Source organism: Kiloniella sp. (assembly GCF_048259265.1).
GTDB lineage: Bacteria > Pseudomonadota > Alphaproteobacteria > Kiloniellales > Kiloniellaceae > Kiloniella.
Window position 1 is genome coordinate 186326 of sequence record NZ_JBLXHT010000010.1, and the last position, 12522, is coordinate 198847.

The following is a 12522-nucleotide window of genomic DNA, read 5'->3' on the forward strand; positions in this document are numbered from 1 at the left end:
TCTTCTGTCTAGTTGCCATTAACCATCTGCCATCAGGATGACATATTTATCTTGAGAATGTGTAAAGATACAATGCCAATGTTAATAAATGGCAAAAATGGCGGAAAATTGTTTAATTTTACATATTGAGGATAAAATGCGTCTAGCTCAATTCGTGCCATTGGTATTTTCACCGCTGTTGCTTGCCGTGGGGTGCACTTATCAAGGAAATATCGATAAGCCTTACACACAAAAGGCGACTTGGTTCAGTTATGTTGGCGGGGATGATATCCGTGAACGTTGTGTTCCGGGTGTTACTGAATATCGGTTGGTTTATAACGCTGTATATGATGAGCAGATTCGCAGCTATGAAATTAAAGGTCAGCCAGGTGGCTCTGCCGAGATGGTTTCCAGAGTTCAGGAAGGTCATGGTCTTAGGGGATCTAAAATCTCTCTTTCCGATCCTTTGGCCCAATTTGGTTGGGAAAAATCTATCAAAAATCTTTCTGCTGCAGAAGTGAGTGAACTAGAGGGGCTTTTAAAAGTATCGGGTGCAGGCGAACCACATACAAAAGGGAATCGATTGCGTTCTGATGATTTTTATTGGGTATCAGCACTCTGTTATGACGGTGCTTTTGTTTATAACGGCTGGAAGAAAACATCCGAAGGGTTTGAACATCTGGCCTTTATGCCTTTCTTACTCAAGCATGATGAAACAGGTATAGACGTAAATCCGGTTCGTGACGTTGGGACAAAAAATGCGGCGCGGATGCATCAATCAAAAGCAGAACAACGAAAACATTTTGACCTTCAAGTCGGGGAGAATGGCCTTTTGACCGCCTTTTGAAGCCTATCATTAATCCTGGATCCCAAAAGGTCCTAGCTTGTTTTACCAACAGGTGGCGCGAAAGCTTCACCTGTTTTTATATGTGCTCTACGAGATTTTATGGTTTCTACAGGCAAAGAGATTGTGATTTTCTGTCTCTTTTCGCGTTGGTTGTAGTGTGTCATTTTGGTTGCAATCGCGTTATGTGTTTGTTGCATTGCAGCATTGCCCTTGAAATCTCAAATTAAATGTGTATGTTAGTGCTTATGTTGCATTGCAGCATGAGTGAGTTGTCGGTTGGGGAGGATGAAGGTTCCGCCCTGAATTAAGAGCGAAGGTAGCTTTAATTTTTACCATAAGCGGGTAAATGCAGGCGGAACGCCGTGAAAACGAACTAATCCTAGGAGACTAAGGTGACAACAACAACTAAGAAAAAGTTGGCAGATACGACTGAAAGTAAGGCGAAAGCTGCACAAGCTAACGCCAAGAATACTGGTAAAGATACTGTCATTAACGGAACTGAAACCGTGGAGAATATGATGAAATCAAGTATGGACGCTGCTACTAAAGGCTATGAGCAAGCTTTTTCTTTTTCTCAAGCTCAGGCAGAAAAAGTTATGGATACTCTTTATAAGCAGTGCGAAAGCGCTGCTGAATTGAACAAAGAAAGTGCTGAATTGGCTGCTAAGTCAGGCAACAGTATTTCTGAAGGTTATCAGAAGCTGAACTCAATGTTCATGGGCATGGCACAGGATGCTATGAAAAAGAACTTTGCAGTTGCAGAAGCTTTTCTTGGCGCAAAAGATTTCAACGAAGTAACAGACATTCAGTCTAGCTATGCACGTGAATCTTTTGATGCCATGGTAAAAAACGGCAATGAGCTAACAACACTGACAACCAAGCTGACGACTGAGGCTGTTGAGCCAGTTCGCAAGCAGGTTTCTGAAGCTGTTGAGAAAATGACAAAAGCTGCTGCTTAAGTTTTAAAAGCACGCTTTTTCTATAAGTAACGCCGAAAGCCCTGCTTAACGCAGGGCTTTTTGTGTAAATAAAGCCTGCTATCTTGAACAGAGCCACCTTGAACAGGGAATGCAGGCACCCTATAATATAATGCCGTTGGTAATAAAGTTTTATGCATGCTGTAAGGGGCTGGTTGTTTTTCACCAGCGCGAAAATTTTAGTCATGCTGGACTTTGTCACCTGTTTACCGAGATATAATAAAATTGTAGATACCTTGATACGATAACGTGATGTCGCTGGAAAAGTGTATCTCTGAAGATTAGAAATGATTAGGTAGTTTCTCTATGAGTGGAAAAGAGCGTGATGATGATTTTGGCACGTCGGACGACATTCTCGTAAAACCACGCGAGAAAACCAAGCGTCCGTCGATGTACAAGGTATTGTTGTTGAATGATGATTACACGCCGATGGAATTTGTTATTCATGTCCTGACCCAGTTTTTTGGCAAGGGACAGGATGACGCCACGCGTATTATGTTGCAGGTACATCAAAAAGGTGTTGGTGTATGCGGCGTGTTCAGCTATGACGTTGCCGAAACAAAAGCAACACAAGTGGTGGATCTTGCTCGTAAAAATCAGCACCCGTTGCAATGTACTATCGAAAAAGAATAATAAATGAATGATCTATAAATTGGGGGCAGCCTGCCCCCATTTCTCTAAAATCCAAAATACCTAAAATCCAAAAATAATCAGATTTCTTTTAATATTTACCCTTTCTTCTTTTTTTTACCTCTACAATAATTTTGTACAATTTAGGTAACATCCTGAAAAAATATATAATTTTAGGGAAATGTACCTAATTTGGCCATTATTAAGGACGATAAAGGTAATGTTATTTATCTAACGTCTTGTTGAGCGAACATACTCTCCCTAGGTATAGTTTGTAACAATGGTCAAAGAGATTGGGTTGATATTAGGGTACTGGGTCTTGGCATTTTGTAAGCATAGACCGTTTGCATTTCGAGACGCTGGTAAGTCAACTCAAACAATCTGATCACGATGGTTGTGAAGGGAAGTTAATTTATGGCAATGCTATCAAACAATCTGGAACAGACACTGCACAGAGCCTTGGCCTATGCCAATGAGCGTCGGCATGAATATGCTACGCTAGAGCATCTGTTGCTGTCGCTTACAGAAGATCAGGATGGCATTTCAGTCTTTAGAGCTTGCGGTGTTGAAATTGAAACGCTGCGCGAAGATCTGCTGGATTACATCGATAACGATCTCTCTAATCTAACCACTGTCCATTTGGGCGATGCAAAACCAACAGCTGGGTTTCAGCGGGTTTTACAACGTGCCGCGATACATGTGCAGTCATCTGGCCGCGAAGAAGTGACAGGCGCCAACGTATTGGTCGCCATGTTCTCGGAACGGGAAAGTCATGCTGTCTTTTTCTTGCAAGAGCAGGAAATGAGCCGTCTTGATGCGGTGAACTATATCAGTCATGGCATCACTAAGGTCGAAGGGTTGGAAGAAACCCGTACTATTCACGGTGCCGACGATTTAATGGATGAGGGTGAAGGCCAAGCAGTCAAAGGGCGCGAAGCAATTGACGCTTATTGTGTTGATCTGAACCAGAAAGCCAAAGACGGTAAAATTGATCTGTTGGTTGGTCGCGAGCAGGAACTGGAACGCACAATTCAGGTTCTTTGCCGCAGAACCAAGAACAATCCGTTGTATGTTGGTGACCCAGGCGTTGGTAAAACGGCTATTGCCGAAGGTCTTGCCAAAAAGATTGTTGATGGCGAAGTGCCTGAAGTTCTCAAAGAGACCAAAATTTTCTCTCTCGATATGGGATCGCTTTTGGCAGGAACTCGTTATCGTGGTGATTTTGAAGAGCGTCTTAAGGGCGTGGTTAAAGAAGTCGAAGCCATGGATGGTGCCGTCCTCTTCATTGATGAAATCCACACCGTTATTGGTGCCGGAGCAACATCTGGCGGGTCTATGGACGCGTCAAATCTTCTTAAACCTGCGTTGCAGAACGGGGATTTGAGTTGTATCGGGTCAACGACCTATAAAGAATACCGCAATCATTTTGAAAAAGATCGAGCCTTGGTACGTAGGTTCCAGAAAATCGATGTAGCTGAACCTTCAATTGAAGATGCAGTTAAGATTTTGCGGGGCTTGAAGCCTTATTACGAGGAACATCACTCGGTTAAATACTCTAACGAAGCTTTACGTACGGCTGTGGAGCTTTCCGCACGTTACATTGGTGATCGAAAACTACCGGATAAAGCCATTGATGTGATTGATGAGGTCGGCGCATCACAGATGCTGTTGCCCGAAGATAAGCGCAAAAAATCGCTAGGTGTGAAGGACGTTGAGGCCGTTGTGGCCAAGATTGCCCGTATCCCGCCGAAATCAGTTTCCAAGGATGACAAATCTGTCCTCAAGAACCTTGAGCGTGACCTGAAGACCATGGTTTACGGACAGGATCAGGTGATCACCTCACTTGCGTCTGCGATTAAGCTGGCCCGTGCCGGGTTACGTACACCGGAAAAACCGATTGGTAGTTATCTTTTCACTGGCCCAACCGGTGTCGGTAAGACTGAGGTCGCAAAACAGCTGTCCCATTCACTGGGTGTTGAGTTAACGCGCTTTGATATGTCCGAATATATGGAACGTCACGCAGTTTCTCGTTTGATTGGGGCACCTCCGGGATATGTCGGGTTTGATCAGGGCGGTCTGTTGACTGACGCGATTGATAAGACGCCGCATTGCATTCTCTTGTTGGATGAAATTGAGAAAGCGCATCCGGATATCTTCAATATCCTGCTACAGGTTATGGATAATGGTCGCTTGACTGATAACAATGGCAAGACCATTGATTTCCGGAACGTGATCCTGATCATGACCTCTAACGCTGGTGCTGCAGATATGGCGAAACCTGCGATTGGCTTTGGCCGCGAAGTTCGCATCGGTGATGATGAAGAGGCTGTGAACAAGATCTTCACACCGGAATTCAGAAACCGCCTGGATGCGATCATTCCCTTTAAGAACCTATCCCCGGTTGTTATGGCCAAGGTGGTCGACAAGTTTATTATGGAACTGGAAACCCAGCTGGCAGACCGTCAGGTTACCTTTGAATTGTCACCAAAGGCCAAGAAGTGGCTGGCAACAGAAGGGTATGATCCGCTCTATGGAGCACGGCCATTGGCGCGTGTTATCCAGAACGAAATCAAAAAGCCACTGGCCGAAGAACTTCTGTTTGGCAAGCTGACCCGTGGCGGTGTTGTCCGAATTGATATCAAGGACAATAAACCAAGCTTTAGCTTCCCGGATGAAACAAAAAAGCCAGGAGCAAAGAAGTCTCGGCGTAAGCAGAAAGCTTAGAAGGCTCTGTCATAAAAAATGGCCCTGCATTTGCGGGGCCATTTTTTTATGGCTTCTAGAGACGAAGACTGTGCACTTTAGTGCCGCTGGAAGGGGGGCTTTCCCCCCTTCCAGCTAGATGCCTAGGTTTCCATAACTTGCTGTGGGGTATCGGCGGCAAGATCTTCCTTATCAAGGACTGGATCAAGGATAGAGCCTTTGTTCAAATTCCGAGTCATATACATCATTGCCAGAAGTACAATCAAGAGCAAGCCGCTGCCCATCGTCAGGGCGTAGTCTTCCATTTGAAGGATTGAATAGAGGAAGCCATAGAGGGCAGAGAGTAGGAAGCCGATGGCGAGGCCGTTGGTGCGACCTTTGGTGGCTGCGGTGATATAACTGGCAATGGATATGACAGTCACAGCTGCGGCGAGGGAATATGACAAGCTAAAGCTGATGTGCTCGGACAACGTCAGTAGTATTAGATAGAACACGGACAGAGAAACCCCGACCAATAGGTACTGCACCAGATGCAAGCGGATACCACGGGTGAACTCGAACACCAGTAACATAAGGTATGTCAGGGTAACGAACATAATACCGTACTTCGCTGCACGTATAGACGTGCCGTAGTGGGACACTGGCTCAAAAAGCTGTGCTTCGGCAATGATTTCGCCCAAGTTTATATCATCTGATGCCCGGAAAACCTGAGGGTAATTTCGAGACAGGTGACTGACTTCCCAGGTGGCATTAAAGCTATCATTGGTGATATCACGGCTTTTGGGCAGGAACTGTCGAAAGCTTGGGTGGGGCCAGTCAGCGGAAATGTTTATCTGGGTGTTCATACCCAAAGGAATTGCCCTGATATTGCGACTACCGCGTAGCGAGGTGTCAAATTGTACTGAAAAATCAGTGAGATCCTGTGATGGATCAAGCTTGGCAGAGAAACCACTGACAAGATAAGGCGTTTGCAAGCCAGTACCGGGCATCAGCTCTAGTTTTTTACCATTCACACGAACTGCTGGTGAGGAACCGATACCGCTGTTATCCGTTAAGGCAATGGCAATATAAGCTTGGTCATAGTGAATTTTTTGTAGGTTCTTTATCGGTGGTGGATCGAGACGAAAGTTTGCTGACCCTTTGATGTCAGCGGTATAAACAAGACTTTTATAGATGGAACGCTCTCTAAAATCATGGGTGAGATTACTGTCGAGTTTTAGCTGATCGGGGAGTACAACAAGTTTGTCCTGACCTGCGATAATCCGATCCTTCTCGTTGCTGTCAGTTATTCGGGTTTCTGTTGTATAGGGAATAACAAGAACGGGCGCGGCAAGGGTTTGTTCCTGTCCCCATTCCTGATCGGTTTCATGAAGAACCGAACGATAAAGGCTGTGCCTTTCCTGCATTAGATCGTGAACGAGCGCGGTGGGGATGAGCATCATCAAGGTCAGGAATCCGATGATGACAGCCTTAATCATCAGCGGGTTGCTATTGGCAATTTTGCCCCCTAAATCACCTGTTAACCCCGAAGCCTGTTGAGCATAGCGTCCATAGAGCCAGCGCAGACAGACCAGTCCGATGATGGCAAAAATGCCTAAAAATAGAACGACGGCCAGAATGACCAGTACAGTGGTAAAGTCGATCATTTTTCCTCCCCCTTAAAGGAAATCTGTAATTGGTGCATCTCAAAAGACGCACTGAAAATTGATAAAAAGAAGTAATGAAGAAAGAGATAGAGGGGCTTTGGGCTGATTTTTTGAACTGATTGGGGCAATCCAAGGAAAAATGGCGCAAACTTGCCACAGTTTAAGCAAATCTATCGGCCAGGCTTTTTCTAGTGAGATCGAACCGATACCAAACTTGAAGGGGGATATGATGATAACGCGGGGTGTTCTTTCGACTGTATGTATTGGTGCGTCTTTGATTTTCTCTGACGCTGTCTGGGCCGAGACCATGACAGGACAAAATCTTGCCGAGGCAGCTTTGGCGCGAACAACACAGAATGTTGTTTATGATGGTAGCTACCACTCAATAGCCTATCCCGGTGGTGATGTGCCTGCAAACATTGGTGTTTGTACCGATGTGGTGATCCGAAGTTATCGGGCGCTAGGGATTGATTTGCAAAAGCTGGTACACGAAGACATGCGGGCCAACTTTGCCAGCTATCCAAAGATATGGGGATTGAAGTCAACGGATCGAAATATTGATCATCGCCGGGTGCCAAACTTGCGGGTTTTCTTTTCCCGTCGCGGTCAAATCCTACCTTTGTCAGAAGCACCTGAAGATTATTTGCCGGGCGATTTGGTAACATGGAACCTGAATAAAAGCGGATCACTGCCGCATATCGGTATTATCAGTAATCAAAAATCATCCAAGGGTGTGCCGCTGGTCGTTCACAATATCGGTTTCGGACCACAAATTGAAGACATGTTGTTCGATTACAAAATGACGGGGCATTATCGCTATATAAAGCGCTAAAAACTCAAACTTCTACTTTGTTTTAATTGAGTATCTATTCGTTATTAGAACAAGTATCGCTGTTACTGTTTGAAGGGGCCGATTTCGTTGAGCATTTCGATTTCGCGGTCAACTGCCGGGTTTTCACTTTGCAGGAAGCGTGCGATGGCATCGCGGAAATTGGGGTCGGAAATGCCGTGGAGGCTGTACGTTTTAGTCGGCAGGTATCCACGCTGTATTTTATGCTCTCCCTGCGCCCCGGCTTCAACCCGCTTGAGCTTATGAGTGATGGCATAGTCGATTGCCTGATAGTAACACAGCTCGAAATGCAGGTTTGGGTAATGACCGTGGGACCCCCAGTTCCGACCATAGAGCGTGTCGCCGCCGACCAGATTGAGGGCACCAGCCACCATTATTGGGCTGGCGTAAGATTGATCCCATGCGGTACTCAAGATAACTTTGTTGCTCAGTTTTGATCCCAAAAGCTGAAAGAAATCGCGGTTGAGGTAATCGTGGGCGTGCTTTTTATCGACTGTACTAAGATAGAGTTGATAGAATTGATCACAAATTTCTGGCGTCAGATCACCGCCCGTTAAGGTCTTAATTTCCAGGCCGTGACTGTGTGCTTCGCGGCGTTCCTTTTTGATGGCCTTACGCTTGCGAGAAGACAGCGCAGCAAGGAAATCATCAAAGCTTTGATAGTTGTTGTTTTCCCAGTGATATTGCATTCCGGTGCGGGCGAGCAGTCCGGCATCTTTAAGCTCGTGCCATTCCTGTTCTGTGGTAAAGGTCAGGTGCAGGGATGACGCTTCGTACTGTTGCAGAATTTGCAGCATGGCGTTGATGAGGGAAAGGCGAAGTTCTTTCGCCTCTTCTGGTGTGGTCGGGGCGATGAGCAATCGTTTGCCTGTTACCGGGCTAAAGGGAACCGCTGATTGCAGTTTGGGGTAATAGGCGCGTCCCGCACGCTCGTAAGCGTTTGCCCAGCTCCAATCAAAGACGTATTCACCGTAAGAGTGGCTTTTCAGATAAAGTGGCGCACAGGCAATGATAACCCCGTCATCGTCCATGATCGTCAGGTGTTGAGGCTGCCATCCAGTCTCGGCACTGACCGAGCCGCTTTCTTCCAACGCGGATAAAAAGGCGTGGGAAATAAAGGGATTATTATCTGGCGCATCGTTCTGGGCACAGCGATCCCAAGCTTCTGAGGGAATACTATTTATGCCGGGGTGAACTTCAACACGCAATTGGCTCATTCAAGACCTGGTTAATCAAGGCGGGGTAAGAAAATACTGTTCGCTAAAAATAGGAAGATAGGCTTGTGGATACAAGGTTTTAGACAGAGAAGAGGGGAATTCGATTAAGATCTCGACTTTCTGAGCTTTTAATAAGCAAAAGGCAGGCTATGGCGCCTGCCTTTTGTTATCGTGATGTCTTCTTTAGCTTTTAGCCGATAAAGCTTTTAGCTAGTAATGAATAGCTTAGTCGATTTCAGCAACGCAATCGACTTCAACAGCAATGCCAAGTGGCAGGCTTGGGGCTGAAACGGCTGCACGCGCATGCACACCTTTGTCACCGAACACTTCAACCATCAAGTCCGACACGCCATTGATGACTTTTGGCTGATCAACAAAGTCAGGTGTGGAGTTTACAAAACCGCCAAGTTTGACGATGCGCTTAACGCGATCGAGATTGCCATCTGTTGCTGCGTAAAGCTGGGCAATGATGTTGATACCGCAAAGACGGGCCGCTTCCTGGCCTTCTTCGACAGACATGGTGTCGCCAAGCTTACCCTTGTAGAGGACTTCGCCATCTTTGATCGTGATCTGGCCAGATATAAAAACGGTGTTGCCGGATGTTACGTAACCAACATAGTTTGCAACTGCTTTCGCAGGTTGAGGGACTTCAATTCCAAGTTCTTTCAAACGGGCATCAACTGTACCAGTCATGGCTCTATCCTTATGATTTTATAATGTTATCTTCTAAGAACGCGCCCCTTTACACAGGGATCTCGTTTAATTCCGGGACGTGTTCTCAAGCCTGTACAAGAGCAAACAGATCCATGGTTTTCCCATACGTAATTTGTACTTTGCTCTTTCCAACTTTAAAAACTGCGCGAATTTTATCTCTCTGGCTTCCAGACGCAAGCAAAGTTCGCAAAAGAGCACAAAAAAACAGGAGTTTTAAACTCAGTTATCGCATTTGAGGAACATTGTGTCGTTTGTGTTCTACTGGTTTTTGCGAATCTGGTAATGGGAAATCGTAAGCAGTGAGGGAAGGACTTTGACTGTTTGTGCTGTTTATAGTTTATAACTTGAACAGTGATTTTAAATTTTAGGTTGTAGGTGATCTTATGAAGCGATTTTTGATTTTAGGTGCGCTATTTGCTCTTTCGGCTTGTCAGACAACTTCACAATCGGGAAATGGCCAAGCAAGTGTGTCTGAACCTCTAAGTAGCGAAGTCGTGTTTGGTACAGAGGCTATACATGATGGTCACGAGTACAATACTTGGAAATATATCTTCAGAGGTGATGGTCGTAAAACAGTTGTCACCATGCAAAATAAAGTGGCTTTTAATTTAGTGACAAATCCAAAAACGATTGAATACGACGTTCGAATTTTAAAATCTAACCTTTCTGTTCCTGTTTATTATCAAGAAAGAAAAGAGATGGAGGAAGAAGTAGCGTCCTTGCGCGGTAAAGAATTTAAGTATGTTTACAAGCACAAGAAAGCTACAGCAGAAAGTCTTGCTTCATTTGGAGATTTACAAGAGGGCTATGTAAATCTTATGGGGAATAAAAGAGATCTTGTTAAGTCGATGATTGAATCTGCATCAGCAAGTTATTTTGGTGGGAAAACAGTTACTCAGGATCAAAAAGTTCTGGCTTTGAATTTTTGTGTAGTTGCTGGTGTTTATCCTGGCTCGGGCCCGTGTGATTCTACACAGGTTTATGGTTATGTCGCGGGTAAGAAGCTTTATGGTGGGCGCACTGTTGTTGTGGTCGATGTTGATGACGATATGACTTATGATGAACAGGTCATTGATATAGACGGTTACTTTTATGTTGATTTGAAAACTGGGACTGCCTTGTTTAGTGAGATAAAACTCTCTGGCATGAAACGGGATGGAACGGACGCAGATATTGTTAAGACCCGCTTGGTGAAGTTACCAACTTCATAATCGTAGTTGTTTCATCTCTGAAATACAAAAAGGGTGGCGTTAAGCCACCCTTTTTGCTGCGAAGAAGCGGGAAGCGACAAGAGAGATCTAGATCTTGTCGCGCTCACCGCACCTCTATCAGTCATCCCACACGATGCCCCCACCGCGATGACTGAAAAACTGCTCCGTTAGGAACAACCTGTTGTCCCGCCGCAGTTATACATACAGTTTTGTATGCCAACTGTATGTGTGACTAGCTTGATGTGTCGGCATATATAAATTTTGTATGCCTAATACAAAATTTATATTACTTGTATCCATATTAAGTTGGCATACAAGTGGATTTTTTAAAATTTAGCTAGACTTTAGGGTATTATGCTTGGCTTCTGATACTTCCAACCCGCCGTATTTTGAACGCCAGTTGTAAAATGTGGCATCGCTTATACCGTGTTTCATGCAAAGCTCTGGGGCTTACAGATGTTGACCTGCTCCCCAATGTGTCCTCATTTATAGTCTATGTTGAAATTTGAATTTAGAGTGTCGATTTTATCTTCAAAAGAGATGACTATGCGAATTAATAAATCTTTAGCTGTAACCAAATTGGCCGATGGTCTGATATGCGATATGTAGCTTCGTCATTGGCTCTATTTTGTATTTTATTTGTAGCATCTAGAAATGACGAGTTGTCTAAGTTTTGATCTAAGTGTGCAGAATATTTATCTAGACCATAAGACATTTTTTTTATGTTTTTTGATATTACTTTTTTCATACGTGTTTCGTACATGCCGAATGCGATAAAACCAGTGTCTGCAAGTAGTTTGCCTCCATCAGCCATATGGTTTGCTAGACTTGGAGATAATAGAGATTGGTCGTACATAAATCGGGTTTTCCTAAAGCCCATATTTGTACGTAGCTTAGTAGAAGTGCCGTTATTAAGATACGAAATTTCTTTAAAAACCTGAAAGAGCTTTTCTTCTTCATGAAGTTTGCTGATGTAGGCCTCACCTTTATAGTTTATTACATTGGATGTTTTCTTATAACCCCAATTCATGTCACCGGTGACAATCGTCGGAATTGATTGTGATATAAGCCAATCAGCAGCCTTGATCATTTCTTGCCCACGATAAGGATCGTCTGGTTTTAAGTGAACAGATGCCAGTTGTAATTGTTTTATATTTGAGTCCTTTTTTAGCAGTAATTTGAACGTGGCCATGTCTCTACGTGACCCTAAGTCGATATACTTAAGCCAGCTTGCAGAAATCGTATAACCATGTCCCAAAGTTCGGTATGCAAGGATTGTGGTTTCTCTTCCTTTTCTGGCACCTGAAGGGGTTTCTGCAGTGATGACTTTCCAAGTATCTCCGAGATAAACCTCTAAGGCCGTGAGAATTAGTTGCCATCGTTTAGCTTTGGTTTTGGATAAGGGCTGATTACCATATAGGCCAAGCCCTGCTTCTTGGATGATGATAACATCTGCCTCGTCTACAAGATTAACAATGGTTTCAATGCCTTGAAAAGATCTGTCGCGAGCACCAAGGTTACGAACGTTAAAACTTGCAATTGTTAGTTCTCCTGCTTGAGAGCGATTAATTGGTGCCTTTAACCGAGGATCATTGGGCTTTATGTCAGCCTGTTTAATTACAGGGAAATCTGCAAATGTTTGACTAGAATTTATAAGGATGATGGATGTTACTAGGGTGTGAACCCAATTCCATATCTTGCTGTGCCTGACTTTTTGTGATTCATAACTCCCAACTTAGGGAGTTTTA

Annotated in this window: 11 protein-coding genes and 1 pseudogene; 6 read left to right on the forward strand and 6 right to left on the reverse strand. The window is 44.4% G+C overall.

Annotated elements, in window-relative coordinates:
- Nucleotides 1–136: 136 nt before the first annotated feature.
- The gene (locus ACN0QW_RS15985) at nucleotides 137–826 is read left to right on the forward strand and encodes a hypothetical protein (protein ID WP_417432752.1); all 690 of its coding nucleotides are present in this window, start codon (nucleotides 137–139) and stop codon (nucleotides 824–826) included.
- A 32-nt stretch (nucleotides 827–858) separates the two neighbouring features.
- Here ACN0QW_RS15985 and ACN0QW_RS15990 read toward each other — a convergent pair whose 3' ends face one another.
- Nucleotides 859–1023 carry a hypothetical protein gene (locus ACN0QW_RS15990; RefSeq protein ID WP_417432754.1) on the reverse strand — a complete coding sequence of 55 codons (165 nt, stop codon included), beginning with the start codon at nucleotides 1021–1023 and terminating at the stop codon, nucleotides 859–861.
- Between the two features lie 195 nt (nucleotides 1024–1218).
- Here ACN0QW_RS15990 and ACN0QW_RS15995 point away from each other — a divergent pair, with 195 nt between their 5' ends.
- From ACN0QW_RS15995 to clpA, 3 genes are all read left to right on the forward strand, one after another.
- The gene (locus tag ACN0QW_RS15995; protein WP_299380749.1) at nucleotides 1219–1785 is read left to right on the forward strand and encodes a phasin family protein; all 567 of its coding nucleotides are present in this window, start codon (nucleotides 1219–1221) and stop codon (nucleotides 1783–1785) included.
- Nucleotides 1786–2109: 324 nt separating this feature from the next.
- Complete coding sequence (clpS, locus tag ACN0QW_RS16000; RefSeq protein WP_299380750.1) at nucleotides 2110–2436, forward strand: ATP-dependent Clp protease adapter ClpS; 327 nt, start codon at nucleotides 2110–2112, stop codon at nucleotides 2434–2436.
- 417 nt (nucleotides 2437–2853) lie between these two features.
- Nucleotides 2854–5157 carry an ATP-dependent Clp protease ATP-binding subunit ClpA gene (gene clpA, locus ACN0QW_RS16005; RefSeq protein WP_417432773.1) on the forward strand — a complete coding sequence of 768 codons (2304 nt, stop codon included), beginning with the start codon at nucleotides 2854–2856 and terminating at the stop codon, nucleotides 5155–5157.
- Between the two features lie 122 nt (nucleotides 5158–5279).
- Here clpA and creD read toward each other — a convergent pair whose 3' ends face one another.
- Entirely contained in the window at nucleotides 5280–6782 is a 1503-nt protein-coding gene (gene creD / locus ACN0QW_RS16010) for a cell envelope integrity protein CreD (RefSeq protein WP_417432756.1), read from the reverse strand.
- 226 nt (nucleotides 6783–7008) lie between these two features.
- On the opposite strand from creD, the gene ACN0QW_RS16015 reads away from it, so the two are divergent.
- Nucleotides 7009–7614: a DUF1287 domain-containing protein gene (locus ACN0QW_RS16015; protein ID WP_417432758.1), complete on the forward strand. Its 606-nt coding sequence runs from the start codon at nucleotides 7009–7011 to the stop codon at nucleotides 7612–7614.
- 62 nt (nucleotides 7615–7676) lie between these two features.
- Here ACN0QW_RS16015 and ACN0QW_RS16020 read toward each other — a convergent pair whose 3' ends face one another.
- Nucleotides 7677–8849 carry a GNAT family N-acetyltransferase gene (locus tag ACN0QW_RS16020; RefSeq protein WP_417432760.1) on the reverse strand — a complete coding sequence of 391 codons (1173 nt, stop codon included), beginning with the start codon at nucleotides 8847–8849 and terminating at the stop codon, nucleotides 7677–7679.
- Between the two features lie 225 nt (nucleotides 8850–9074).
- On the reverse strand, nucleotides 9075–9542 hold the full coding sequence (locus ACN0QW_RS16025; protein WP_299373167.1) for a RidA family protein: 468 nt from the start codon (nucleotides 9540–9542) through the stop codon (nucleotides 9075–9077).
- A gap of 404 nt (nucleotides 9543–9946) precedes the next feature.
- Between ACN0QW_RS16025 and ACN0QW_RS16030 the strand changes: the two genes are divergently transcribed.
- On the forward strand, nucleotides 9947–10774 hold the full coding sequence (locus ACN0QW_RS16030; RefSeq protein WP_417432762.1) for a hypothetical protein: 828 nt from the start codon (nucleotides 9947–9949) through the stop codon (nucleotides 10772–10774).
- A gap of 357 nt (nucleotides 10775–11131) precedes the next feature.
- Here ACN0QW_RS16030 and ACN0QW_RS16035 read toward each other — a convergent pair.
- Nucleotides 11132–11224: pseudogene (locus ACN0QW_RS16035) on the reverse strand (transposase); the annotation flags it as partial.
- A 103-nt stretch (nucleotides 11225–11327) separates the two neighbouring features.
- Complete coding sequence (locus ACN0QW_RS16040; RefSeq protein ID WP_417432763.1) at nucleotides 11328–11966, reverse strand: hypothetical protein; 639 nt, start codon at nucleotides 11964–11966, stop codon at nucleotides 11328–11330.
- Nucleotides 11967–12522 lie beyond the last annotated feature (556 nt).

Coding starts and splice junctions, on each gene's coding strand:
- ACN0QW_RS15985 (WP_417432752.1), top strand. CDS start 137: ATGCGTCTAGCTCAATTCGTGCCATTGGTATTTTCACCGCTGTTGCTT.
- ACN0QW_RS15990 (WP_417432754.1), bottom strand. CDS start 1,023: ATGCAACAAACACATAACGCGATTGCAACCAAAATGACACACTACAAC.
- clpS (WP_299380750.1), top strand. CDS start 2,110: ATGAGTGGAAAAGAGCGTGATGATGATTTTGGCACGTCGGACGACATT.
- clpA (WP_417432773.1), top strand. CDS start 2,854: ATGCTATCAAACAATCTGGAACAGACACTGCACAGAGCCTTGGCCTAT.
- creD (WP_417432756.1), bottom strand. CDS start 6,782: ATGATCGACTTTACCACTGTACTGGTCATTCTGGCCGTCGTTCTATTT.
- ACN0QW_RS16015 (WP_417432758.1), top strand. CDS start 7,009: ATGATGATAACGCGGGGTGTTCTTTCGACTGTATGTATTGGTGCGTCT.
- ACN0QW_RS16020 (WP_417432760.1), bottom strand. CDS start 8,849: ATGAGCCAATTGCGTGTTGAAGTTCACCCCGGCATAAATAGTATTCCC.
- ACN0QW_RS16025 (WP_299373167.1), bottom strand. CDS start 9,542: ATGACTGGTACAGTTGATGCCCGTTTGAAAGAACTTGGAATTGAAGTC.
- ACN0QW_RS16030 (WP_417432762.1), top strand. CDS start 9,947: ATGAAGCGATTTTTGATTTTAGGTGCGCTATTTGCTCTTTCGGCTTGT.
- ACN0QW_RS16040 (WP_417432763.1), bottom strand. CDS start 11,966: ATGGCCACGTTCAAATTACTGCTAAAAAAGGACTCAAATATAAAACAA.